The following is a 23,550-nucleotide window of genomic DNA, read 5'->3' as shown; positions in this document are numbered from 1 at the left end:
TGTTTTATATGATTCAAAAAAACCGCTATAAACACATTATAGCGGTTTCACTGGTTATACAGTTTTTAGCGTTAAAGATGATTAGCCAAATACTTTCATACGCTCTTCAACAGGCTTAAATTCTTTATCGCCTGCTGGCTGCTCAATCGCACCAAATACCATTTGGGCATTCAGCTCCCAATCTTCAGCAATATTCCACTCTTTAGCAATTTTTTGATCAATGACTGGATTATAATGCTGTAAGTTTGCACCGATATCTAAACTTGCCAATGCTGTCCAAATCACATACTGATGCATTGCGCTGGTCTGATGCGACCAAATGGGGAATTTATCAGCATACAAAGGCGCTGCTTCTTGCATATCTCTTACAACGCTTTGGTCTTCAAAAAATAACACCGTTCCGGCACCTGCTCTAAAGCCAGCAATTTTGTCTTTTGTGCCTTTAAATTTCTCTTCATCACCAACGATAGCTTTTAGTGTCTCTTCGGTTATGTCCCAAAGCTTGTTATGATCGTCACCAAATAACACCACAATACGAGTGGATTGTGAATTGAACGCTGATGGTGTGTGCAAGATCGCATGCTCAACCAGTTTTACTACTTCATCATTTGATACTGGCAATTGCTTACTTAGTGCATAGATTGAACGGCGTTTTTCTGCCAATTGCTGTAGTACTTGTAAATTTGACATAATTTTCTCCAGTGGTTTTGTATGAGTTAATATTAAAAGTTTAATCTTAAAAATAAGGTATCAAATCAAATCTTAATCAGCCTTTAAAACCTTTAGGTAGTTCAGGCGCAGGTAAACGCTTCATATCAGAGTCGACATCCCCGAAACGCTCATGACCATTATTCCAATCAATAATCGATTGCTCAATTTCAGCTTTGTTATCAGCAACGAAGTTCCACCACAGTAGCACTTGGTTATTAAGCGGTTCGCCGCCGATAAACATGATACGTGTGCCCTTGTTGGCAGCCAACTTGATGCTTTTGTTATTGGCCACATCGCTATCATGAAAGCGAAACAACTGATCTTGCTGACAGACCTTGCCCTCAGACTCTACCTCCCCTTCTGAAACCAAGATACCGTATTCAAAACCTGGCTCTAAGTTCAATGTTACTTCGCCATCTTCTTTAAAGTACACATCGATACCGACCAGTTTTGAATACTGGATGGTAGGCGCTTCAAATGTCTCACCGGATATGTTGGTATAACGGCCTGTCGTCAATATCATCTCTACGTTGCCCTCGCTCCACGTCGGTAGCTCAGGATAGTGATGAAAGCTGCGCTCAATCTGCTGATCAGTAGGAAGCGCAATCCATAACTGCACCATACTGAGACCACGTGCGGCCTCTTCTGAACCACCTGTATCCGGAAAGACACTTTGCTCTGTATGACTGATGCCTTGGTTCAGACCTGTGCCTGCAGTCATGACATTGACTTGGTTTTTGGTAATGACTTGCTTATTGCCTAAACTGTCTTTGTGTAGCACTTCGCCATTCAACATCCAGCTAAAGGTTTGCAAGTTAGTATGCGGATGGCGACCGACCTGCATGCCTGCGTCATCTGCATCGAAGTCAGCAGGACCTGCATGATCTAAAAAGCACCACGCACCGATTGGTTTTTTTCCTTTATTAGGTAATAAGCGTGCAATGGGAATACCGCCCACATCAGCCAATCTTGGCTGCAACGTTTGAATACTCATGTACCGACTCCTTTTTTGATATTTGATATATTACAAATAACGAGCGTAAAAAGTATTAAAAACTCATAGGTACTTCCATTATTAATACTTTTGCGTTCTCTGTGACATCCATAGTCATGCTATTAGTATCCCAAACACCTAGACCGTCACGCGTACTTAATATGTTACCGTTAATGGTCACACTACCTTCGATCACAAAGACGTAAACGCCGTTATCAGGATCGTTTAAGGTATAGGTTTGAGTGACGCCTTGTTCAAAATCACCCATACTGAACCAGGCATGTTGATGAATCCAGACACCAGCATCGTCAGCGTTTGGCGATAGTACTTGATTAAACATGTTTGGCTCCATAAGGTCATCCATGCGCATTTGCTGATAGCGTGGCGCCACCCCCATTTTGTTAGGGATCACCCATATTTGCAAAAACTGCACCGCTTCATCCACACTGCCATTCATCTCACTATGAGTGATGCCTGAACCAGCTGACATGACTTGTATTTCACCTGTTTCGATAATGCCTTCATTACCGATGTTATCACCATGACCAAGCTTGCCTGATAATGGTATGCTGATGATTTCCATATCACGGTGTGAGTGCTTACCAAACCCTTGACCACCGATAACAAAATCATCGTTAATAACGCGTAGCGCACCAAAACCCATGCGTTCTGGATTGTGATAGTTAGCAAAGCTAAAAGTATGATTGCTTTTTAGCCAGCCATGGTCGGCATTGCCACGAGAGTTTGCTGCATGATAGATGGTTTTCATAATTTATCCTTAGTTATTAATAAGTTAAATAATGATAGATAGTTATTAGTTAACTTGTTTAAGTAATGGAGCTATTATAATTGTTGTCTGACTATAGATAAACATTGATAAATACAAATAACTATTCTTATTTTTAGAACAATAATACTCTCAATATGGCGTACTATATTTATGGTATGGCTTTATATACTTGATAGCTTAAATGGATCTAGTAGCAGAAATAACTACTTTATATCACGTCTTAAAAGTAACTATAGAACAATTCTTATCACACTTATCATAGAAGGAGTTTTGATCATGTCAGAGAAACCGTCATTAAATTATGATGTAATAGATAACCTAGAGAAGAAACGTTTTGAGATTCACCTTGAGGGGCATATTGCCTTTGAAGATTATGAATTCTTTACCACCAGTCAGGGCGAAGACGGTATTGCCTATACACATACTGAGGTGCCAGAAGCGCTTAGCGGACGAGGTATTGCAGGCTATCTGGCAAAATCGATACTAGACGATGCGGCAGCTAAACACCTAAGGGTCAAACCGATTTGCCCATATATCAAAGCCTACATAGACAAGCATCCAGAATACCAAGACAATTCGGTATTTCACAAGGCAACGCCTTGAATAATGCTCAACAGTGACAAACTTATAGATGACAATAAAAATGCCATATCCGTCAAGATATGGCATTTTTATTGTCAAAGATTTAGATAACAAGATATCGGTTTTGAGAATACATACTGCTAAATAATTATGTAAGGCTCTACTGCGTTAAAAATACTAAGCAATACTTTGTAAGAACGCTTTATCACGTGCCATTACTGATAAATACAGTACGGGCAATACGAACAATCCGACTGCCCAAAAATTTAACTGAATATATAAAAAGGCACCCAATAACGCGCCAACCAGAAAGCTAAAAACCAATGCTGAGCTATGTGTCAGTTTTTTACCATTATCTTTTGTACGATTGATCAGATAATCGGTCAGATGAATACCCAATTGTGTGGTATTACCCGTCATCAACACAGTCGGACTCATATGCTTAATCACCGTTTTGCTGGCTGTATTACGAATGGCTAGCGCTATCAGACCCAGACCACCTGTTAATGCCACCGTTATATTCCCTGCGTCTACAAAAGGCTGATAGTAGAGACCGGCAATCATAAAGGCCATCAAAAACACCGCTTCCGCTAAAAATAAACGGCTCAGCGTGAGCTGCTTGTTTTTACTATGATCAATAAAAACCTTGGTCACCATAACTGTTAGGATAAATAATGGCAGGGCAGCAAGCTTAATCCATAGCCCCTGCTCACCTTTGACCAAGCCACTACCTGCCATCACCAAGTTACCGGTGACATGTGCGGTAAAAAAACCAAACAAGGTGATAAAGCCAATGGTATCGATGGCCCCGCCAACCACAGTCAATAATATGGGCGTTTGATAACGTTGCCAAAAACTTGGCGGTTTTGCATCTGATGGCACTGCCTTATCATCATTAAGGGTATGAATGGCATGATTGTCAGGATCATTAAAGATTGGTTTAGTCACCCGATTTCCCTGCAAAGTTTATAAAATCTGACACGAAGCCTTGTAAGAATTTTTGTGTACGTTCAGTGACTGTGCCATCTTCATTTAAACTGTCAGTTGCTCGGCTTAAATGGATTTCGGGATCAATCATCATTTGCGCCGAAAGCATTTGCATACTTTTTCGCACATCAAGCCCACTATTGATACCGCCAAAGCTACCGGGTGAAGCCGTCACGACGGCAACTTTTTTATGCGTCCAGACACTTTCTTTATAAGGACGCGAGGCAATATCTATGATATTTTTTAAAGCTGCAGGCATGGTACGATTGTGCTCTGGGGTGACAATCAACACCGCATCAGCGTCTTTTAGCTGCTGACGGACACGCTCATAGCTATCGATACTGGTATCGTCATAGTCTTGATTGTAAAGGGGTAAATCTGCAATCCTGACCTCTTTTATATTCACATGGTCAGGCATCTGCGACACGATAAATTCGGCAAATTTACGATTGATTGACTGTTTGCGTAAACTACCAATAATCAGTGCAATATCAATTGATGCGCTCATAGCAACTCCTTAATAAGGATAAAACCTGATAAGTTAAGTTTTTACTATACTAAATTTTACGCGCATTACTATCATCAATTGAGTAGGCACCGGCACCATGGGCAAAAATCATTAAGAAACCACCGGCAATGGCGATGTTTTTCATAAAGGGGTTCATTTGGGATTCATCAACCCAGAACTGATGGAAAAGGAGTGCTGACACGATATTAAAACCCACGAACAACAACGCAATCAGGCGAGCTTTAAAACCAAGCAAAATAGCAATACCGCCAAATAACTCAAGGGCAATCACCAAGGGTAGTAGCATCCCCGGTACGCCCATTGTTTCCATATAACCTTGCGTAGCAGCATAACCTGTGATTTTAGTAAAACCTGAAAAGATAAAGATCATTGATAAAAATAGGCGACCAATTGGGGCGCTAAGCGGTTGTAGTTTGTCCATGATGATTCTCCAGTAGTATAAGACCTCTAAACACAAGGTATGTATTTAAAAGACTTTTGTTTGATAAGTAACGACATTATTGTAATCGTTGCTTATCAATAGATAAACCGTGATAATCACAAATATGAGTTCTTATTTAAAGAACAGTTAAGGAGCACTGTTATGGGACAGTTAGAAGATATGGCAATGTTTGTGCGCATTGTCGAAGCCGGTAGCATCACCAAAGCCGCTGAGCAATTGAACATTGCTAAATCAGCCGTCAGTCGCCGCCTTAAAGAGTTAGAGACACGTTTGGGTAGCCAGTTAATCAGCCGAACCACACGCCAATCGAACTTAACGCAGGCAGGTGAGCAGTATTACCAAAAGGTATGTCACATATTAAGCGAAGTCGACGCACTCAATGAAGAAACAAGTGATGCGCCAACGCGTATCGAGGGGACTTTAAAGATGACTGCGCCCTTATCGTTTGGCTTGATGCACTTGGACGACGTCATTCATGAATATGCCAATCAGCATCCTGATTTAAATTTTGAGTTGGATTTTTCTGATCGCCATGTGGATTTAGTCGAAGAAGGATTTGAGCTGGCGATTCGTATTAGAGAGATGCAAGACTCAAGCTATCAAGCCAAACGCCTCGCTCTCATTCGCTATACATTATGCGCCAGCCCGCAGTATCTAGACAAAATGGGCACCCCCAAAACCGTAGAAGAGTTGGCAAAACATGAAATTTTGCAGTATGGTCTCAGTAAATCTAGCACGATAGCGTTGATAGATCAGCAAGGTAAGAAACACAAAATAGACGTTCACTCAAAAATCAAAGTCAATAACGGTGATTTTTTGCGTGAGATGGCTGTAAAAGGTCATGGCATTGCGTTTTTACCAACATTCATCACTTATCAGACCTTGGCCCGTGGTGAGTTAGTCCCTCTTTTACCACAGTATCAACTGCCTACCCTAAATGCTTATGCCGTCTATCCAAAAAATAGATTTTTGTCGCAGCGTTGCCGTTATTTAATCGATTTTATCGCTGAGCGTTTTGGCGATGATCCTTATTGGGATAAGGTTTAATAAGACTTATTTTGGCATACTCTGCGGCCTTAGAAACATGCTGTTCATCTGAATATAAATTGCTATGATGAGGAACAGAGATATCCATTAGTCATAAGGAGATGCATTATGGATCTGACATTACTCGGAATGAAAGCGATTCACGACTTTGATGACGTTCGCAAAAGCCCCTTACCACAGGAGCGCTTAAATGCGGCAAGGAAAAAAGCGCAAGCATTTAGAGAATGGTTTATGGACGAGCCGCAAGTAGCGTTTTATCAAAGTGCGGACATGGTTCGTGTTCCCTACCCTACATGGTATGCCTATAGCGGCGTATATACTCAGAGCACTTATAAGTTCCCCTACCTACATATATTGAACCGAATTTTTATCATTCAATATCATGATTTTTTAGGTGAGCTAAAAACCTTGCTATTCTCGCCATCAGATATCGAAGCCGATCGTGAGACGCCTTTTTTTAAACGTTTGACGCATAAACTGCCAGATTGGTCACCGCTTGAAAACCTCGTTGCTCCGATTACCCGTGATGTCACTCAAGCCTTAGCGGATCTTGGGCTAAAACCAGCCGACATTGATTATATCAGTTACGATCATCTACATACTCAAGATCTGCGTCGATGGCTTGGGAGCACGGATAGAGAGGCTTTCTTTCCTAATGCCAAACTCTTGGTACATGAAAAAGAGTGGCAAAGCGCACAAGGGTTATTGCCCGTCCAAGCAGAATGGTATTGTCCTGATGGGATTAAAGGAGTCCATCCAAACAAGGTGATCACCTTTACGAGCAGCCTGCATTTAGGTAGAGGTTTAGCACTGATTCATACCCCAGGTCATACTGAAGGCAATCACTCTTTAGTAGCCAGAGTACCCGATGGCATCCGTGTAACGTCAGAAAATGGGGTCGGCGCTGATGCTTATGCGCCTATCAATTCAAAAGTGAATGCGATTCGACGCTATGCTAAAGATACCGATATGGAGGTGATACTAAATGGCAATACATTGGAAGACAGCACTGATCAGTATATCTCTATGGTCGTTGAAAAGACCATCGCTGGCCCATCGACAAATCCTGATTTTCCTAACTGCGCTCCGAGTAGCGAGGCCACCCCATTCTGGTTAATTCCTGGTTTTAAAGTTAGCCATCTAATCGGTGAAGCAAAGTTTGGTAGCTTACAGAACAAATCGGCAATAACTCGTACATTGCAAAAGGACAGCGCATGATGAGTTACTTTACTAATAAAACCGTTTATATCACAGGGGCGGCCTCTGGTATTGGTTTTGAAACTGCCAAGCAGCTGCTTAAATTGGGCTCAAACTTGGTACTCTTTGATGTAAAGCCTCTTGATGACGCCTTAACCACTTTGCACCGCCTAAATATGCATGAGGTATCAATTAGCACCTACAAGCTCGATGTCACCGATGCAGACATGACCACTCAGCAAATCATTGCAGCCGCAAATGATAGCCCTCCTGATATTCTCATGCATTTTGCTGGCGTCACGGGCCCATGGACGTTTGATGATATGAGTCAAGAGCAGTTTGAACGTGTCATAAGTATCAACCTATTTGGTACGCGCAATGTCCTTGCAGCTATCCGCCCCTTCCTATCGCGTGGCAACCAAGTCATGGTCACCGCTTCGATGGCATCCTTTATAGGCAGCTATGGTTATAGTTCTTATAGCGCATCAAAATTTGCTATCTGGGGTATGATGCAGTCGATCAGTTATGAGTGGAAACCTGTAGGTATAGATATTACGGTATTTTCGCCCCCTGCAATTGATACTCCTCTTACTCAGGCTGAGGTAGGTACAATGGCAAAAGCCGGTGTCGGAATGAAAAAGCTGGCAGGTGAGCTAAAAATTGAAGATGCGGTCAAATCGATGCTAAAAGGCGTAGAAAATAGAGAGTTCCTTGTTGTGCCTGGTGTTATGGCGAATATAATCCGCCTACAACTACGGTTTTTTCCAGTCAGCTGGGTCAATTGGATAGGTCACAAAACCGTGGCTTTTTCACTCAAGTAACCCTACTATTGCGTTTTTTAGCTAAGCGAAAGACAAACCATGATCATGATGCCTGCTATTCGTAAGATTTATGCCCGCGATCCTGATGAGCAACATCGAGCCTCCAGCACGCTTGAGTTATTGTTTGATTTGGTCTACGTCATTGCTGTTGCAGCCGCAGCAAGCGGGCTTCATCACCGCTTACTTGAGCATGATTTTTCTGGATTTTTAACTTTTATCGTGGCATTTTTTATATTGTGGAATGCTTGGACAAGCTTTACGTGGTTTGCCTCAGAGTATGACCCCAATGATTGGTATTACCGCCTGTCAGTTATGTTGCAAATGTTTGGCTCATTGATGATTGCCGCCAATATCAACCAGTTTTTTGAGCAAGGATTAACATGGATAGGCGTCACTGGTTATGCGATCATGCGATTGGCCAGCTGTAGTCAATGGTGGCGTGTTTATCAACACGTAGAAGGCCACCAGCAGGTGGCTGGTCGCAGTATTATCGGGCTACTCACGTTACAAAGTATTTGGATTATTTGGCTTTTTCTGCCCACATCCATACAAATGCCTGCTTTGCTCTTATTTATTGCCGCTGAATTACTGATGCCCGTGTGGGCACGGGTGGCACAGAGTAATAACTGGCACCCCAAGCATATTGCCGAACGTTATGGTCTTTTGACTATTATCGTTTTGGGCGAAGGTGTGTTAGGGGTCAGTAACAGCATACAGTACTTTTTAGTCAATTCTGACGCTGCTACCAGCACTATGATATTGCTGGGCTCTAGCTTAGTCGCTCTGGTATTTTCATTATGGTGGCTCTATTTCACCATCCCTTTTGATATCATTTTAGATAAAGAGCGCCGTCGTTATGACTTATTTTTATTCGGCTATGGTCACTTTTTCGTATTTGCCTCATTAGCGGCACTAGGCAGTGCGCTTAATTTGGTTACCGATGCTAGAGCAGATACTATGACACATAGCATCTCAGAAATTTATGCCATGAACCTATTAATGATCATGCTTTTGACTTTTTTAATGATACTAACGCTATTACGTGCCCTTATGTGCCGCAAATCGAGTCACAATAGCTTAGCCATCATCATTGCAGCAATCATTATTGGGATAAGCGGTCTTGCCGTATATCAAGGTTTGCCCATTACTTACGGCATTTGGTTAAGCGTCCTTGCTCCTATATCGATGACGTGGTATTTCAGTCAAGACAACAAAAAATGGCAAAATAAAATATAGTCGATTCCAAATAAAATAGATACGCCATACTGTAACGCGGAACTGGGATAAATTTTTCTGGCTTGGTGTGCCTACGCCGACAGAGGCTGCGTAAAATTTATCCCAGTCCTGCTGTATCGTTTTAATACTGAATTCACTACACACGCTTCGTTACTATAATGAAAAACAACAATACAAGTAATGTTTTACGTTAATATATTGTGCTTAATAGCTACCTTCATCGTAGTTATAAAAATTATCTTATAATCGATAGAGAAAACACATGAAAAAAATCCTAGTAGTGACACCTGTTATTTTGTTATTAGCCGCTTGTGCCTCTAACCCTGCTGTGAATAACAACCAAAAAAGCACCTTTACTTGTGAAGATAATGGACAAGTAACGGCAGCATATTCGAGCAATGGGCAAGTTGCCAACTTGAATGTTCATTTACCAAAGATTGGTGTGAGTAATAAAAGCGTGACGCTTAACCAAGCCGTTTCAGGCTCAGGGGCTCGCTACACTAATAACTCTGACCCAAAAATGCGTTATGACTGGCATACGAAGGCTGATTATGGAATTATGAAAGTAAGTATGCAAAATGGTCAAGAATATAGCGTCAACTGTAAGCTATAGTCGATTCTCAATAAAGCATCTAACTAAAACAGATACGTGATATTGCAGGGCAAAACTGGTATCAATTTTCTGGTGTGGTGTGCTGTGGCTAAGACGACAGAGCCAGCAGAAGCTGCGTAATATTCATTCCAGTCCCGCTGTATCGTTTTAATATTGAACTTACTATATAAATATTAACGCGACTTACGTAAAAGACCTTGCTACCAATGAACACAGTAGCAAGGTCTTTTTAATAACCTGTATTTGATGTTTAAGCCATAGGATCAAAAGGGTTTTTACGCAGGCTGTCCAAATTTCCCATTATGAAAGTCAGCAACAGCTTGACGTATTTCTGTCTGAGTATTCATTACAAAAGGTCCCATACGCGCCACTGGCTCATTGAGCGGTTGTCCAGCAATCAATAAAAACCGTGAACCATCTACATGACTGGTGACGCTAAGATTATCACCCTTGCTTAAAACCGCTAAGTTTTTAGCTTGGATAGTAGTACCGACTGGGCTTTGATTGCTATCAGCAGATTCCTGAACCGAAACCTCACCATCTATCACGTAAATAAATGCATTATGCTCACTTACTATTGCCTGCTCAAAAGTAGCCTTAGCAGGCAAGCTCACATCCATATAGATAGGATAAGTATGTAGATTAATGACTGGACCAACAGTACCTTGATTGGTTGTACCAGCAATTACTCGGATTTCAGTACCATTATCATGGCGTTCAAGCGGTGTTGATTCAGGTAAAAATTCTTGATACTTAGGCTCGCTCATTTTGGCTTTAGCAGGTAAATTGACCCATAGCTGAAAACCCTTCAATAAGCCTTCTGCTTGCTCTGGCATCTCTGAATGCAAAATTCCCTTCCCTGCTGTCATCCACTGTACACCGCCCGGCTCAATCACACCTTCGTTACCCGCATTATCCTTGTGACGCATACGACCATTTAGCAGATAAGTGACTGTCTCAAAACCACGATGTGGATGTGTGGGAAAGCCAGCGACATAATCATCAGCATCATCACTCTCAAAGCAATCAAGCATCAAAAAAGGATCTAGCATATCGAGCTGAGCAGTTCCAATAATACGAGTTAATTTTACCCCAGCGCCGTCAGAGGTCGGCATACCAGTCAACTGCTGTACGATTGTACGATTTTGTTTAGATATAGTACTCATAATGATATTCCTATGTTTTTAGTCAATATTTTCAATCCATATGGGATTTTTTCTATATGAATACTATATGGGGTAATCCATGACGGTATAAACAGGGGAAATCGCAAAACACAATTCTTGATTTGAGAACTGCTGAGCATAATTTATATATTTTAGTCAGATTGTACTCTAATAGGAAATCAGCTTATCACTACTCAATAGCTCATATGACGCCTCGAAGCTTCAGATAGTCTTATCCTATCCTTCTCTGTCAAATCATTGAATCGCATAATGATTAATCTTCTCATTACTTAGACATGACTTAAGAGCCAATAATCGAGCAAGCTAGCAAGCTAGCAAGCTAGCAACGATAATAAAGCCAACTCTCATCTTTATACTTTCTTTATACCTTGCCTGTTTATCTTAATAACACTTTTATACCTCTCTTAGCATACTAACGACATTATTAAATGAGCAGCAAGGTTTTAAAAACCTTACTGTAATTGAGCGACTGATATTGATTGTAGGAGAGTGCTATGGAAATACTTGCAGGGTTTATTGCCCTAGGGTTGTTTGTCTATTTGTTGTACGTATTGATTAAGCCGGAGGCGTTCTAATGACCATCCACGCCTTCTCTCAGCTGATTATTTATCTTCTTATCTTATTTACTTTGGGCTATTTTTTATCCGGTTACATTATACAGCGTATGCAAGCGCCGATATCCCGTCTTGAATCACGCGTTTTTACTGCGCTTGGTATGCTTGGACGAGATGCCAAAGGCAATATGGTGTCTGGGATGAACTGGAAACAGTACGCGCTCGCTATCGTGTTATTTAACGTCATTGGTTTTTTGGCGCTATTCGTCTTGCAACTGGTACAAGGCAAGCTGCCGCTTAATCCGCAAGCGATGACCGGCGTCACTTGGGACTTGGCCATGAATACAGCAATCAGTTTTATGACCAATACCAATTGGCAAGCTTATGGCGGCGAAAGCACCATGAGCTACCTCACCCAAATGCTAGGTATGTCGCTACAAAACTTTTTATCTGCAGCAACAGGCATTGCCGTCGCTTTTGCTTTGATGCGTGGTTTGGTGCTTAAGAAAAGCGCGCACCTTGGTAACGCGTGGGTCGATTTATGGCGCTGTAATATTTATATCCTATTGCCGATAGCAGCCATCATCGCGCTGTTATTAATGAGCCAAGGCGTTGTACAAACCTTATCGACCTACATGGACGTACAGACTCTACAAGGCGACACCCAAGCCATCGCCCTAGGTCCAGTTGCCTCACAAGAAGCGATTAAAATGTTAGGGACTAACGGCGGTGGCTTCTTTAATGCCAACTCTGCCCATCCATTTGAGAATCCGACGCCCTTTTCTAATTTAATTCAGATGCTCGCTATTTTTCTTATTCCTACTTCACTGTGTTTTTGTCTGGGTAAGATGAGCGGCAATCTAAAGCAAGGGCTGGCGATATTAGCAGCCATGACCCTATTGTTTATCGGTATGTATTCATTAACGGTAAGTAGTGAGCTTGCTGGCAACCCTTGGTTGACGTCACAAGTGTCAGGGCTAACCGCTGCTGATGTCAGTGGCAATATGGAAGGTAAAGAAGTGCGCTTTGGTATTGTGGCCTCATCGTTATTTGCCACTATTACTACGGCGGCATCATGTGGTGCGGTAAATGCGATGCATGACTCATTTACGCCGATGGGCGGCTTTGGTTTAATGCTACAGATGCAGTTAGGTGAAGTAGTATTTGGCGGTGTTGGAGCCGGACTGTACGGCATGTTGCTCTTTGCAATATTGGCGGTATTCGTATCAGGACTCATGATAGGACGGACACCAGAATATCTCGGTAAAAAGATTGAACCCTTTGAGATGAAAATGGTGGTATTAGCATTACTTGCAGCGCCCACTATGGTGCTCATGGGGACGGCGATTAGTGTGATGACTACGAGTGGTCAAGCAGGAATCTTTAATCCTAGCGCCCATGGTTTTAGTGAAGTGCTGTATGCCTTTAGCTCTGCTGCTAATAATAATGGCTCTGCTTTTGCAGGATTGGGGGCCAATTCGGTCTTTTATAACGCTATGCTTGGGCTTGCGATGGTGGTTGGGCGTTTCGGGGTCATTATTCCAGTGCTGGCTTTGGCAGGATCATTGGCAAAAAAACCAAGACTTGAAGTCAATAGCGGGACTTTACCGACGACCACGCCATTATTTGTGGGTCTATTAGTCGGAACCGTACTGATGATTGGCGCCTTGACTTTCATTCCTGCTTTAGCGCTTGGACCTATTATAGAGCATATATGGATGATGAAAGGTTAACCGCTGCCTACTTGTCTAGGCTTTAGCAACGCTGCCAAAGTTGACAAATTTGCTAAATAGGCATTTACCTTTTTAGTGGTGAACCGCTCCCTTTTTATGATTATGTTAGGAATACAGACCATGAATGTTTCAATAGATGCTAATAATAAAGCCTTAGATGTGCCGCCTCACCAAGAACCTGAACACTCTGATTTACCTGAAAAACCTTCTCAAGGCCTCCTAGATCCAGCGCTGATTAAACCGGCTCTAAAAGAGGCGCTACTCAAGCTTGATCCTCGCGTCCAGTGGCGCAATCCGGTGATGTTCGTCGTTTATATCGGCTCATGGTTGACGACCATATTGGCCATCAATATGTTAATCCAAGGCCAAACTGGACTGCTCTTTACTTTAGCTATTACGTTTTGGCTATGGTTTACCTTATTATTTGCCAACTTTGCTGAAGCCTTAGCAGAAGGTCGCAGTAAAGCGCAAGCATCGAGTCTTAAGCAGGCACGTCAAGATGTACAAGCGCGTAAGCTTGCTGGTAGCGACCGACTGTCTGCCGCTACCATGGTGCAGGCGACTGAGCTTAATCAGAATGATATTGTCTTAGTACAAATGGGAGAAATTATTCCAGCCGATGGTGAGGTGATAGAAGGTCTTGCCTCAGTTGATGAGTCGGCCATCACCGGTGAATCTGCTCCTGTAATCCGTGAAAGTGGCGGTGATTTTAACGCAGTCACTGGCGGTACTAAGGTCTTGTCTGACTGGCTGATTATTCGTATCACCCAAGCGCCGGGGCAAGGATTTTTAGATCGTATGATTGCCTTAGTAGAAGGTGCCAAACGTACCAAAACGCCCAATGAGATTGCCCTGACTATTTTGCTGATTGCATTAACCCTGATATTTCTGATGGTGTGCGTCACCCTGTTGCCATTCTCTCAGTTTGCGGTACTTGCATCAGGTCAAGGCGAACCTATCTCAATTGTGATTTTAGTGGCTTTACTGGTCTGCCTGATCCCGACAACGATTGGCGGCTTATTATCGGCTATTGGCGTAGCAGGCATGAGCCGCATGATGCAAGCCAATGTCATTGCGACCTCTGGACGAGCAGTAGAAGCTGCTGGCGATGTCGATGTGCTATTGCTCGATAAGACCGGCACTATTACTTATGGTAACCGTCAAGCATCATTATTCCTGCCATCGAATGGTATCAACGAGAAATTATTGGCTGAAGTGGCATTGATCAGCTCGCTAACCGTTGAGACGCCAGAAGGTCGCAGTATCGTCAAACTCGCACAAAGTCGTTTTGATATCGATGAAAACATGTGGAAATCAAAGCCATTTGAAACCATCGAATTTACCGCACAAACTCGCATGAGTGGTACCGATACTGAGCAACGCCTTATCCGTAAGGGCGCTTATGACGCCATTGTAAATTGGGTAACAGAACAAGGTGGCACACTACCAAGTAATTTGGAGCAACAAGTAGCAGAAGTGGCGCGCCGTGGCAGTACGCCATTGTTAGTGGCAGAAGGTCAGCAGATATTAGGCGTTATTGAACTTAAAGATGTGGTCAAATCTGGTATCAAAGAGCGCTTTGCTGAACTGCGCAAAATCGGTATTACTACCGTGATGATTACGGGTGATAACCCTTTAACGGCTGCTGCTATCGCTGCTGAAGCGGGAGTTGATGACTTTATGGCGGAGGCCACCCCAGAACAAAAACTTGAGCTGATTCGCAGCTATCAGCGCCAAGGTAAGCTGGTGGCGATGACGGGTGACGGTACCAATGACGCGCCAGCCCTTGCCCAAGCTGATGTTGCCGTCGCTATGAATAGTGGTACTCAAGCGGCCAAAGAAGCAGCAAACATGGTAGATTTGGACTCAAATCCGACCAAGCTTATTGAAGTGGTGCAAACCGGTAAGCAGATGCTGATGACCCGCGGGGCGCTGACGACTTTTAGTTTGGCCAATGATGTTGCGAAATACTTTGCGATTATTCCAGCAGCTTTTGCGGGTACTTATCCTGCTCTAAACGTCTTAAATATAATGCATTTGGGCAGCCCAAAGAGCGCTATTTTATCAGCGGTTATTTTTAATGCCTTAATCATTGTATTTCTCATTCCACTCGCGCTGCGAGGGGTTAAGTATCGTCCAAACTCTGCTATTAACTTATTGCGCCGCAACCTGTTGATATATGGTTTAGGCGGACTACTGCTACCGTTTGTGGGAATAAAGGTTATCGATATGCTCATTAACGTACTGCAATTGGTCTAATTATCCTTAAGGAACATTACTATGTACACTCATTCTCATCCAGATACCAACCCTAAGCCATTACTGCCAGATGCAACTGCTCGCCATGCATTGGAGAGCACTGCTACCCATATGCCGATGCTTAAACCTGCTATATTGTTATTTATATTATTAAGTATCATTTTAGGGTTATGCTACCCATTAATGATGACAGCTATCGGGCAAGCGACCATGCCCAATCAAGTAAATGGTAGCTTAGTAGAAAAAGAGGGACAGCTGGTTGGCTCTGCGCTTATCGGTCAGCCGTTTGACCAACCACAATATCTATGGACGCGACCTTCTGCTGCGGGTGATGGTTATGATGCCACCCAATCTTCAGGTAGTAATTTGGGACCTTTAAATCCTAAACTTGCCAGCAATGTTGAGGCGCAAGTGCAAAAGCTTAAGGCTGCTGATCCACAGAATAAAGCGCCGATACCGATTGATTTGGTAACCATGTCGGGAAGCGGCTTGGATCCACATATCTCACCTGCAGCCGCCAAGTGGCAAGCAAATAGAGTGGCAAGCATACGCGGAATAAGCGTTGAACAAGTACAAAAAGCGATCAACGATAATACTGACAGTAAGCAGTTTAATATCTTTGGCGAGCCGCGTGTTAACGTGCTAGCAGTAAACCTAGCATTAGATGAAATCACTACCAGAGCAGCTAAATAGCGCGCCAATATTACTTAAAACTACCCGCTTAACCAAACGCCGCCTGAATTTACTTTTATCTAAGAGCTCTCGAGGGTCTTTATGAATGTTAACCGCCCCAGCCCAGATGCGTTATTGCAGCAGATCAAGCAGCAAGCGTATACGGTCAATAGAGGTAAGCTAAAAATATTTTTTGGGGCGTCGGCTGGGGTTGGTAAGACTTATGACATGCTGACCTCGGCGCATCAAGCACAGGCGCAGGGACTAAATGTATTGGTTGGCATTGTAGAAACGCATGGTCGCAGTGAGACGGCAGCGCTGCTACAAGGGCTGTCCGTTCTGCCGCTACGCGAGATTGAATATCGTGGACAGATACTATATGAGTTTGATATTGATGCTGCCCTCGCCCATCATCCAGATATTTTGCTGGTTGATGAGCTCGCGCATAGTAACATCGCAGGGTCTCGCCACCCCAAACGTTGGCATGATGTTGAAGAGCTACTAAAAGCAGGTATCAATGTTTACACGACGCTAAACGTTCAGCATTTAGAAAGTTTAAACGATGTCGTCAACCAAATTACGGGAGTGGCAGTTCAAGAAACCTTACCCGACTGGTTTTTTGATCAGGCAAATGAGGTGATATTGGTTGATTTACCAGCAGATGAATTATTGGCCCGTCTGCATGAAGGTAAAGTATATATTCCAAGCCAAGCCAAACATGCTATTAATAACTTCTTTCGTAAAGGCAATCTGATTGCACTGCGGGAGCTGGCATTACGCCGAACCGCAGACTTGGTCGATGCTGACATGCAAGATTATCGCAACCAAGCTCGAATCGCACCCATTTGGAATACCGCCGATCAGTTATTGGTAGGTATTAGTACAGGAGCGCACAGCGAACGCCTCATTCGCCATGCTGCTAGGCTGGCCAGTAGTCTTCATTCACAGTGGTATGTGGTGCATGTCGATACACCGCGCGGTTTGAATCGTTCGGCTAATAATAAGCAAAAAGTGTTGGAGGCATTGCGTTTAGCGGATGATCTGGGTGCAAAAACGGAAGTGATTAGTGCCATTACTGTGGCAGAGGGTTTGACCAGCTATGCCCATCAATTCAATATTGGTCGTATCATTATTGGACAAAACCAGTCAAAACCATACCACTTGGGTCAGTCGCTGGTAAAGCGCATCTCACAACAGGATGTAAATTTAGATTTAATCTTGGTCAATCAAACTAAGCAATTATGCAAAACCACTAATGAGCGTCAAACCCTGTCTTGGAATATGGCAGAATTATCATCGGTAGATAACCGCAATGGCTATCTTATGGCAGTTTTGGGATGCGGATTAGTCACCGTTACCTTAATTGCTCTCACACGCTGGTTTGATTTAGCCAACGTTGTCATGCTGTACTTATTAGTGATTGTCTTTATCTCAGTACGCTTTGGGCGCGCGCCTGGCATACTGGCTGCATTTTTGAGCGTATTAAGCTTTGATTTATTTTTTGTGGAACCTAAGCTGTCTTTTAACGTCAGCGATGTGCAATATTTAGTCACCTTTGCCGTTATGCTTATTGTTTCTTTAATCATTAATAACCTAGCAGTTGGACTGCGGTTTCAGGCACAAGCGGCGCGTAAACGTGAACAGCAAGCCATCTCCATGAGCTATCTTGCTCAAAGCCTGAGCGCCGCGCGTAAAAATAATGACATTATCAGCCAAGCGGCAGCATGGCTCACGCAGCATCTTGCTAGCACTGCAATCATAGTCATGCCAGACGCGGACAATAAGCTTGTGGTTATGACAGATTGTACGATACCAGCAGCATTCAACTGGGTTGTGACCAGATGGGTGTTTGATCATAATGAAAGCGCAGGCTTAGGTACTCATACTCTCACCGCTAATACGATGCACTATCGAGCGCTTGCGACCTCAACTCAGGTGCTAGGAGTCTTAGCACTGATGCCGACAGATAGTGAGAGCTTCAATCAACCCGAGCAACAGCGCGCGCTCGATGTGGCTATTGCCCAAATAACGCTAGCGTTAGAACGGGTATATTACGCAAAAATTGCTCAAAACGCGCTCATAAAAGTAGAGTCAGAGAGACTTCGCGGAACGCTACTATCAGCACTGTCCCATGATATTCGAACACCAATAACGGTCTTATCTGGTTTAGCATCTTCTCTTGCCACCCAGACTTTAACGATGAGTGAGCAAAAACAACTGGCAGTCGATATTGAGCAGCAAGCAAACGTTATTCAGCGTTTAGTGATTAATATTTTAGATTATGTCTCACTACAATCTGGCGGTATGCAGTTAAACAAACAATGGGTGAGCTTAGAAGAAATCGTCGGCAGTAATATCCGTCAGCTTGAGCACTATTTAAAAGAGCGGCAGATAGAAATCGACATCCCGCATCATATTGACTTTATTTATACCGACGAATTGATTTTGTCACGTGTTCTAAATAATTTATTCACCAATGCGATCAATTACACCCCAGACGACGCCTGCATTTGCATCAAAGCAATGCTTGATGACAATCAGCAGTGCCGCATAACGGTGACAGATACCGGAGACGGACTCCCTGTAGGTTTGGAGGCGCAAATATTTGAGCGCTTTACTCGAGGAAATTTGGAAAGTAGCACAACAGGATTGGGATTAGGTTTGGCTTTGAGTCGAGACTTGGTTGAGCATCTAGGTGGTACGTTAAGCGCTGCCAATATACAACCTCATGGTGCTCAATTTATCATCACCCTACCTTGGCAACCTTTGCCCGAACAAGATTTATTGAGTGATGACTTAACAGCAAGCAGCCCAACTATTGATTCAGCAAACTTAGCACGATAAGTGCTATATCATAAGGTCAATATTAATAGCGAATAATCTACTTATGAAAACCATACTAATCATCGAAGATGAAGCCCATATTGCACGATTTATCAAAACAGCAATGGAGCAAGAAGGCTGTCAAGTTTATACCGCTGATAACTCGCATAGAGGTTTAATCGAAGCGGCGACGCGGCGCCCTGACTTACTTATATTAGATCTTGGTTTTCCTGATGGCGATGGCTGCGACGTCATTGCCGATATTAGAACATGGTCCTCATTGCCTATTTTAGTATTATCAGCTCGCAGTGATGAGCAAGATAAAATAAAAGCGCTCAATTTAGGGGCAGATGATTATTTAGTAAAACCTTTTAGCATGGGCGAATTAATTGCTCGTGTTCATGCCCATATGCGCCGCTGGCAGGTTGGCTATGAGGCACCCAATCAGATAGAGCTTGGCAATGTCAGCATTGACCTTACGCAGAGGCAAGTCAAGAAAAATGGTAAAGATGTCCATTTAACCCCTATTGAGTATCGCTTGCTTACAGTCTTGATCCGTTACGCAGAAAAAGTACTGACCCATAAACAACTGCTTAATGAAGTTTGGGGTAAAGGTCACAATCATCAAGAACACTATGTTCGTATATTTATGTCAAATTTACGACAAAAACTCGAAGACAACCCTTCTCGCCCTGACCATTTCTTAACCGAAATCGGTGTTGGCTATAAACTGCATATTCCTAAAGACTGACCATACACTACAATACTTAGTCTCTAAAACAGAACCTTAATCTGATGGTAAGAGGCAAAAAAAAGAGGGCAATATCATGAACAAGCTCACTATGTCCGCCATAGCCATTGCGATATTGGTGCTGTTATCAGGTTGTGATAACTCAATCAAAGATCCCAATATAATATTTTCAAGAAATAATAAAGATCCGATTAAAGAGCTTGAAATAACCTCCGCCGTCGACCACCGCCAGTTAAACTACAAACAAACCTTTTATGTGCCCATTTATTCAGACATTTATATCGATAGGTACAATCAAAAAGTATTGCTATCAGCGACATTGAGCATTCGTAATACCACATTAAAAAAATCGCTTTATATCAATAAAATTGATTATTATGGTACTAATGGCGAGCTTATAAAGTCCTATATCACGCACTCAATTAAACTGCCCCCCATGGCAACCCTCAACTATATCGTTGAAAAAGAAGAAAACAAAGGAGGTCCTGGTGCAGACTTTATTATTGAGGTTGAGGGTTTAGATGATACGGTGAGACCAGTGGTTGAGGCGGTGATGATTGGTAATTTCAGTAATAAAGCTTTTGCTTTCAATACGCAAGGGACACCAGTTATACACTGACAAACAATCATTTCATATAAAATATGTATCATTGTTTATTTTATACACCTGCGTAGTAACCCCCTTTTTAAGCCAACTTTAGCGACGCTGAAGTAACAGCATTAATAGCCCCTGTCGTCACATCCGTACAGTTAAGCTTCAACGCATACCAGTTTTTTAGATAAATAATATCTATAAGCCAATAAAATCACGACTTCTATGAGAATAAACGAGAAGCTCTATAATGAAAAAATCTATTAAAACCCCGCCAAATCAGATCGGACTTGCTGCTTTAGTGGCAGCAGCATCATTGCTATCTGTAACCGTACAGGCAGCTGACAGTGATGTTCTTCTAAAAAATGCCGTTGATCAGCAAGCCAGAGTGTTAATGAACGAGCATGATATCCCAGGGATGGCCTTTGGCGTCATTATCGATGGCCAGTCACACCTTTATCAATGTGCCTAATGACAAGATGGCTGATTATGCGTTTGGCTATAACCCAGCTGGAGAGCCGGTGCGGGTCAATCCTGGTATGTTAGACGCTGAAACCTATGGCATCAAATCCACCATTAAAGATATGACACATTTTATGGCTGCAAATATGGGGCTGATGCCACTAGCTAACAATATCCAGCAAGTATTAGACAATAATAGAAAAGGTTACTATCAGGCAAGCACTTTCACCCAAGGGTTAGGTGCCTTTGAGCTAGATACCTTGCTCAAAGGCAATTCGATAGATGTGGTACTAAAGACTCAACCCATTCAGATAAATAATCAGCCGACCCCCGTTTCAGATAACATCTGGGTCAACAAAACAGGTGCTACCAACGGGTTTGGTGGCTATATAGCTTATATCCCTGCCAAAAAATCAGGTGTTGTCATTTTGGCAAATAAAAATCACCCCAATACAGAGAGAGTCAAGGCAGCGTATAAGATTTTGGAGAGTACGATGACTCATTAATTGAGATGAATCATAAAGCAATCTTATAAAAAAGAGCCTGAAAAATCATCCAGCATCCAGCTCGTACTGGATGCTTGCGTTCAGTTTTTAAGAGCACCCTTCGACCAAATAAATCGCTTCTGGTATACCGATATCAATACTTTCCACTTCACCCTTTAAGAGGTTTTTATTGTCTACTGTCCACTCAGTAGTCTTAATCATAGAGTCATTTAGCGTCTGACCACCCTTGATATGATATTCAATTTGTAGAGGCAAGCTGCCTTTATTATTAAGCTCAATATTGTCAGCCTTCAATAACTCTTTGGGTGAGCTTTCTTTTATCACTTTAAAATTGATATTAGCAATCAAGCTATAGTAGTCACCATCAACTGCATATTTATCGACCTCGTAAGTGAGCTGGTCATTATGTGCTTTCATAACCGCTGTGACTGGGTCACCAACGTTGATGTTTTTATAGAAAGCTATGTTTGGATCTTGGATACTAATCAGGGCAACTGTATCATCGATGATTTGATATAGCACAGAAGCACGCGCCCCGTATGCTTTATCGGTATAGCTTAGTTTTGGGTCATGGATATAATAGCACTGCTCGTTATCACCACTGGCTTTGGTCATTCCTAAGCTCGTTATCAGCTCAGGGGTAATAACCTGACCAAAGCTCAGGTGCCCATATCCTAACGGGCTAACGGCTTGCGCATCGGATAGATCTGCGGCGTCGTTAGCTGCTGTTTTATCTGTAGCCCAAGAATCTGTAGACGCTGGACTAACCGTCAGCTCAGCACGCGCAGCTATGTCTTTATCTTTATTATTCGTTTGTGCAGTACTGTCATTATTTGAAGTTGAGGGCTGTGAGTCACAACCTACTATCAACTGGGCAGTCGCCATTAATACAGTAGCAGCCATTGCTATTTTAATGAGTGGAATGGACAATTTCAAATGCAAAAATGACATGGCTTAACTCTCAAATTTGGTTTATTCCAGACTGTAGTCAATGCTAGATACTGATAGAGGCTACAAACCTTTATGCCTGCTTTACTGTACCTTCTTTATAGCAAAATGACTGTAATAAAAATTTGACGTAATCTCATAACATGCATAAGCAACTGATATCTTGATAGCAGTAGTACTCCATAAGCACGCGGCTGTCGCCATCCTTTTTACACTATTATTACCCTTAAAAATAGCATCATAGCTGATAAAACCCATACCTGTAACAATCGCGTATATGCTCCACATTTAGGAGCTATTACGCTCTTTAAAAGTTGGATCATGCTAGCAAACCACAGCCCAGTACAGCCCAGTACAGCACTAAAACGTCTGCTTAATGCTTTTTGGTATCACCGACGATCTTGTCCATCAAGGCAAATAACAAGCCAGATAATACAAACGTCATATGAATAATCACCTTCCACATCAATCTATCTGCATCACCATCGCTCATCTCTTTTGGTATATCCATAAATGACTTGAGAAGATCAATGGCAGAAATAGCGACAATGGCGCCGATGACTTTAAGCTTTAGGCCAGAGAAGTCAATTTTCCCCATCCATTCAGGACGATCTTCATGCTCACCGGTATCAATCTTTGAGACAAAAATCTCATAGCCACTAAATATGATGATGAGCAATAAGCTTGCGACCAGTGACATATCAATAAGAGCCAGTGTACCGACGATAACATCGGCTTCAGAAGCGATGAAAACATGGGTCGTCATATGCCACAGCTCTTGGACAAATTTGATAAATAACAAAATAATACCAAGCACTAAGCCCAAATAAAATGGGGCTAACAGCCAACGACTGTTAAATATGGTTTTCTCTAATGTATGTTCAGCTTTCTTCAACATGGATATCTCTTGTTTCTGGCAATATGCATCATAGAATGCACGGCCTATCTTCGGTAATATAAAATAATACATGGCAAAAAACAGGCCATACCAACTGCGTGATATAACCTGTTATTAATAAACTTTAAAGCAAAATAGGTTTACTTCAAGCGATCTACACCCTAAGTCATCGACTTTGCCTGTTGCTTACGATACTTAAGTGACGCCAGTAACGCC

24 protein-coding genes are annotated in these 23,550 nt (G+C 42.6%); 15 read left to right on the top strand and 9 right to left on the bottom strand.

Annotation, left to right across the window (positions count from 1 at the left end):
* Nucleotides 1-81: 81 nt before the first annotated feature.
* The 3 genes from ABYU67_RS06750 to ABYU67_RS06740 form a co-directional block, all read right to left on the bottom strand.
* Nucleotides 82-690 (bottom strand): nitroreductase family protein, encoded by a 609-nt coding sequence (locus ABYU67_RS06750; RefSeq protein WP_372844237.1) that lies wholly within the window; start codon nucleotides 688-690, stop codon nucleotides 82-84.
* A gap of 76 nt (nucleotides 691-766) precedes the next feature.
* Nucleotides 767-1,705: a pirin family protein gene (locus ABYU67_RS06745; protein ID WP_372844236.1), complete on the bottom strand. Its 939-nt coding sequence runs from the start codon at nucleotides 1,703-1,705 to the stop codon at nucleotides 767-769.
* Between the two features lie 55 nt (nucleotides 1,706-1,760).
* The gene (locus ABYU67_RS06740) at nucleotides 1,761-2,474 is read right to left on the bottom strand and encodes a pirin family protein (protein WP_372844235.1); all 714 of its coding nucleotides are present in this window, start codon (nucleotides 2,472-2,474) and stop codon (nucleotides 1,761-1,763) included.
* Nucleotides 2,475-2,771: 297 nt separating this feature from the next.
* Here ABYU67_RS06740 and ABYU67_RS06735 point away from each other — a divergent pair, with 297 nt between their 5' ends.
* Nucleotides 2,772-3,098, top strand: coding sequence for a GNAT family N-acetyltransferase (locus ABYU67_RS06735; RefSeq protein ID WP_372844234.1), 327 nt, complete (start codon nucleotides 2,772-2,774; stop codon nucleotides 3,096-3,098).
* Between the two features lie 156 nt (nucleotides 3,099-3,254).
* On the opposite strand, the gene ABYU67_RS06730 is transcribed toward ABYU67_RS06735, so the two are convergent.
* The 3 genes from ABYU67_RS06730 to ABYU67_RS06720 are packed head-to-tail and all read right to left on the bottom strand — an operon-like array spanning nucleotide 3,255 to nucleotide 5,014.
* Complete coding sequence (locus tag ABYU67_RS06730) at nucleotides 3,255-3,959, bottom strand: YoaK family protein (RefSeq protein WP_372844256.1); 705 nt, start codon at nucleotides 3,957-3,959, stop codon at nucleotides 3,255-3,257.
* Between the two features lie 58 nt (nucleotides 3,960-4,017).
* The gene (locus ABYU67_RS06725; protein ID WP_372844233.1) at nucleotides 4,018-4,572 is read right to left on the bottom strand and encodes an NADPH-dependent FMN reductase; all 555 of its coding nucleotides are present in this window, start codon (nucleotides 4,570-4,572) and stop codon (nucleotides 4,018-4,020) included.
* Between the two features lie 49 nt (nucleotides 4,573-4,621).
* Nucleotides 4,622-5,014, bottom strand: coding sequence for a DoxX family protein (locus ABYU67_RS06720; RefSeq protein WP_372844232.1), 393 nt, complete (start codon nucleotides 5,012-5,014; stop codon nucleotides 4,622-4,624).
* Nucleotides 5,015-5,176: 162 nt separating this feature from the next.
* Between ABYU67_RS06720 and ABYU67_RS06715 the strand changes: the two genes are divergently transcribed.
* The 5 genes from ABYU67_RS06715 to ABYU67_RS06695 all read left to right on the top strand — a co-directional run bounded on the left by ABYU67_RS06715 (nucleotide 5,177) and on the right by ABYU67_RS06695 (nucleotide 9,949).
* Nucleotides 5,177-6,082: a LysR family transcriptional regulator gene (locus ABYU67_RS06715; protein WP_372844231.1), complete on the top strand. Its 906-nt coding sequence runs from the start codon at nucleotides 5,177-5,179 to the stop codon at nucleotides 6,080-6,082.
* Nucleotides 6,083-6,190: 108 nt separating this feature from the next.
* Nucleotides 6,191-7,300 (top strand): hypothetical protein, encoded by a 1,110-nt coding sequence (locus ABYU67_RS06710; RefSeq protein WP_372844230.1) that lies wholly within the window; start codon nucleotides 6,191-6,193, stop codon nucleotides 7,298-7,300.
* A complete protein-coding gene (locus ABYU67_RS06705) occupies nucleotides 7,297-8,100 on the top strand; it encodes an SDR family NAD(P)-dependent oxidoreductase (RefSeq protein ID WP_372844229.1) in 804 nt (267 codons plus the stop codon). The genes ABYU67_RS06710 and ABYU67_RS06705 overlap by 4 nt, the downstream gene beginning before the upstream one ends.
* A 39-nt stretch (nucleotides 8,101-8,139) precedes the next feature.
* Nucleotides 8,140-9,336, top strand: a complete 1,197-nt coding sequence (locus ABYU67_RS06700) for a low temperature requirement protein A (protein WP_372844228.1) — start codon at nucleotides 8,140-8,142, stop codon at nucleotides 9,334-9,336.
* Between the two features lie 262 nt (nucleotides 9,337-9,598).
* Nucleotides 9,599-9,949 (top strand): MliC family protein, encoded by a 351-nt coding sequence (locus tag ABYU67_RS06695; protein WP_372844227.1) that lies wholly within the window; start codon nucleotides 9,599-9,601, stop codon nucleotides 9,947-9,949.
* A gap of 275 nt (nucleotides 9,950-10,224) precedes the next feature.
* Here ABYU67_RS06695 and ABYU67_RS06690 read toward each other — a convergent pair whose 3' ends face one another.
* On the bottom strand, nucleotides 10,225-11,115 hold the full coding sequence (locus ABYU67_RS06690) for a pirin family protein (protein ID WP_372844226.1): 891 nt from the start codon (nucleotides 11,113-11,115) through the stop codon (nucleotides 10,225-10,227).
* A gap of 515 nt (nucleotides 11,116-11,630) precedes the next feature.
* Here ABYU67_RS06690 and kdpF point away from each other — a divergent pair.
* The 9 genes from kdpF to ABYU67_RS06645 all read left to right on the top strand — a co-directional run bounded on the left by kdpF (nucleotide 11,631) and on the right by ABYU67_RS06645 (nucleotide 21,488).
* On the top strand, nucleotides 11,631-11,711 hold the full coding sequence (kdpF, locus tag ABYU67_RS06685) for a K(+)-transporting ATPase subunit F (RefSeq protein WP_372844255.1): 81 nt from the start codon (nucleotides 11,631-11,633) through the stop codon (nucleotides 11,709-11,711).
* The gene (gene kdpA / locus ABYU67_RS06680) at nucleotides 11,711-13,423 is read left to right on the top strand and encodes a potassium-transporting ATPase subunit KdpA (protein WP_372844225.1); all 1,713 of its coding nucleotides are present in this window, start codon (nucleotides 11,711-11,713) and stop codon (nucleotides 13,421-13,423) included. The genes kdpF and kdpA overlap by 1 nt, the downstream gene beginning before the upstream one ends.
* Nucleotides 13,424-13,543: 120 nt before the next feature.
* Nucleotides 13,544-15,682 carry a potassium-transporting ATPase subunit KdpB gene (gene kdpB / locus ABYU67_RS06675; RefSeq protein ID WP_372844224.1) on the top strand — a complete coding sequence of 713 codons (2,139 nt, stop codon included), beginning with the start codon at nucleotides 13,544-13,546 and terminating at the stop codon, nucleotides 15,680-15,682.
* Between the two features lie 21 nt (nucleotides 15,683-15,703).
* Nucleotides 15,704-16,375, top strand: coding sequence for a potassium-transporting ATPase subunit KdpC (gene kdpC, locus ABYU67_RS06670; RefSeq protein ID WP_372844223.1), 672 nt, complete (start codon nucleotides 15,704-15,706; stop codon nucleotides 16,373-16,375).
* An 81-nt stretch (nucleotides 16,376-16,456) separates the two neighbouring features.
* Complete coding sequence (locus ABYU67_RS06665; RefSeq protein ID WP_372844222.1) at nucleotides 16,457-19,198, top strand: DUF4118 domain-containing protein; 2,742 nt, start codon at nucleotides 16,457-16,459, stop codon at nucleotides 19,196-19,198.
* Nucleotides 19,199-19,241: 43 nt separating this feature from the next.
* On the top strand, nucleotides 19,242-19,928 hold the full coding sequence (locus ABYU67_RS06660) for a response regulator (protein WP_372844221.1): 687 nt from the start codon (nucleotides 19,242-19,244) through the stop codon (nucleotides 19,926-19,928).
* 76 nt (nucleotides 19,929-20,004) lie between these two features.
* On the top strand, nucleotides 20,005-20,547 hold the full coding sequence (locus ABYU67_RS06655; protein ID WP_372844220.1) for a DUF3124 domain-containing protein: 543 nt from the start codon (nucleotides 20,005-20,007) through the stop codon (nucleotides 20,545-20,547).
* A gap of 223 nt (nucleotides 20,548-20,770) precedes the next feature.
* Nucleotides 20,771-20,992: a hypothetical protein gene (locus tag ABYU67_RS06650; RefSeq protein ID WP_372844219.1), complete on the top strand. Its 222-nt coding sequence runs from the start codon at nucleotides 20,771-20,773 to the stop codon at nucleotides 20,990-20,992.
* Complete coding sequence (locus tag ABYU67_RS06645) at nucleotides 20,946-21,488, top strand: serine hydrolase (RefSeq protein WP_372844218.1); 543 nt, start codon at nucleotides 20,946-20,948, stop codon at nucleotides 21,486-21,488. The genes ABYU67_RS06650 and ABYU67_RS06645 overlap by 47 nt, the downstream gene beginning before the upstream one ends.
* An 87-nt stretch (nucleotides 21,489-21,575) precedes the next feature.
* Here the strand turns inward: ABYU67_RS06645 and ABYU67_RS06640 are convergent, their stop codons facing one another.
* Together ABYU67_RS06640 and ABYU67_RS06635 are read right to left on the bottom strand one after the other, a co-directional pair.
* Entirely contained in the window at nucleotides 21,576-22,439 is an 864-nt protein-coding gene (locus ABYU67_RS06640) for a hypothetical protein (RefSeq protein ID WP_372844217.1), read from the bottom strand.
* Between the two features lie 370 nt (nucleotides 22,440-22,809).
* Nucleotides 22,810-23,334, bottom strand: a complete 525-nt coding sequence (locus tag ABYU67_RS06635) for a TIGR00645 family protein (RefSeq protein WP_372844216.1) — start codon at nucleotides 23,332-23,334, stop codon at nucleotides 22,810-22,812.
* Nucleotides 23,335-23,550 lie beyond the last annotated feature (216 nt).

Origin of the sequence: Psychrobacter sp. (assembly GCF_041554015.1) — a bacterium.
Lineage (GTDB): Bacteria > Pseudomonadota > Gammaproteobacteria > Pseudomonadales > Moraxellaceae > Psychrobacter.
The sequence above is the reverse complement of the archived record's forward strand: the minus strand, read 5'-3'. Positions and strand labels throughout refer to the sequence as shown.

What these genes read in the sequence shown, in the direction of transcription:
- ABYU67_RS06720 (WP_372844232.1), bottom strand. Translation starts at nt 5,014, where the DNA reads ATGGACAAACTACAACCGCTTAGCGCCCCAATTGGTCGCCTATTTTTA.
- ABYU67_RS06700 (WP_372844228.1), top strand. Translation starts at nt 8,140, where the DNA reads ATGATCATGATGCCTGCTATTCGTAAGATTTATGCCCGCGATCCTGAT.
- ABYU67_RS06745 (WP_372844236.1), bottom strand. Translation starts at nt 1,705, where the DNA reads ATGAGTATTCAAACGTTGCAGCCAAGATTGGCTGATGTGGGCGGTATT.
- ABYU67_RS06705 (WP_372844229.1), top strand. Translation starts at nt 7,297, where the DNA reads ATGATGAGTTACTTTACTAATAAAACCGTTTATATCACAGGGGCGGCC.
- ABYU67_RS06740 (WP_372844235.1), bottom strand. Translation starts at nt 2,474, where the DNA reads ATGAAAACCATCTATCATGCAGCAAACTCTCGTGGCAATGCCGACCAT.
- ABYU67_RS06715 (WP_372844231.1), top strand. Translation starts at nt 5,177, where the DNA reads ATGGGACAGTTAGAAGATATGGCAATGTTTGTGCGCATTGTCGAAGCC.
- ABYU67_RS06650 (WP_372844219.1), top strand. Translation starts at nt 20,771, where the DNA reads ATGAAAAAATCTATTAAAACCCCGCCAAATCAGATCGGACTTGCTGCT.
- ABYU67_RS06695 (WP_372844227.1), top strand. Translation starts at nt 9,599, where the DNA reads ATGAAAAAAATCCTAGTAGTGACACCTGTTATTTTGTTATTAGCCGCT.
- ABYU67_RS06710 (WP_372844230.1), top strand. Translation starts at nt 6,191, where the DNA reads ATGGATCTGACATTACTCGGAATGAAAGCGATTCACGACTTTGATGAC.
- ABYU67_RS06660 (WP_372844221.1), top strand. Translation starts at nt 19,242, where the DNA reads ATGAAAACCATACTAATCATCGAAGATGAAGCCCATATTGCACGATTT.
- ABYU67_RS06690 (WP_372844226.1), bottom strand. Translation starts at nt 11,115, where the DNA reads ATGAGTACTATATCTAAACAAAATCGTACAATCGTACAGCAGTTGACT.
- kdpC (WP_372844223.1), top strand. Translation starts at nt 15,704, where the DNA reads ATGTACACTCATTCTCATCCAGATACCAACCCTAAGCCATTACTGCCA.
- kdpF (WP_372844255.1), top strand. Translation starts at nt 11,631, where the DNA reads ATGGAAATACTTGCAGGGTTTATTGCCCTAGGGTTGTTTGTCTATTTG.
- kdpA (WP_372844225.1), top strand. Translation starts at nt 11,711, where the DNA reads ATGACCATCCACGCCTTCTCTCAGCTGATTATTTATCTTCTTATCTTA.
- kdpB (WP_372844224.1), top strand. Translation starts at nt 13,544, where the DNA reads ATGAATGTTTCAATAGATGCTAATAATAAAGCCTTAGATGTGCCGCCT.
- ABYU67_RS06655 (WP_372844220.1), top strand. Translation starts at nt 20,005, where the DNA reads ATGAACAAGCTCACTATGTCCGCCATAGCCATTGCGATATTGGTGCTG.
- ABYU67_RS06640 (WP_372844217.1), bottom strand. Translation starts at nt 22,439, where the DNA reads ATGTCATTTTTGCATTTGAAATTGTCCATTCCACTCATTAAAATAGCA.
- ABYU67_RS06750 (WP_372844237.1), bottom strand. Translation starts at nt 690, where the DNA reads ATGTCAAATTTACAAGTACTACAGCAATTGGCAGAAAAACGCCGTTCA.
- ABYU67_RS06725 (WP_372844233.1), bottom strand. Translation starts at nt 4,572, where the DNA reads ATGAGCGCATCAATTGATATTGCACTGATTATTGGTAGTTTACGCAAA.
- ABYU67_RS06635 (WP_372844216.1), bottom strand. Translation starts at nt 23,334, where the DNA reads ATGTTGAAGAAAGCTGAACATACATTAGAGAAAACCATATTTAACAGT.
- ABYU67_RS06665 (WP_372844222.1), top strand. Translation starts at nt 16,457, where the DNA reads ATGAATGTTAACCGCCCCAGCCCAGATGCGTTATTGCAGCAGATCAAG.
- ABYU67_RS06735 (WP_372844234.1), top strand. Translation starts at nt 2,772, where the DNA reads ATGTCAGAGAAACCGTCATTAAATTATGATGTAATAGATAACCTAGAG.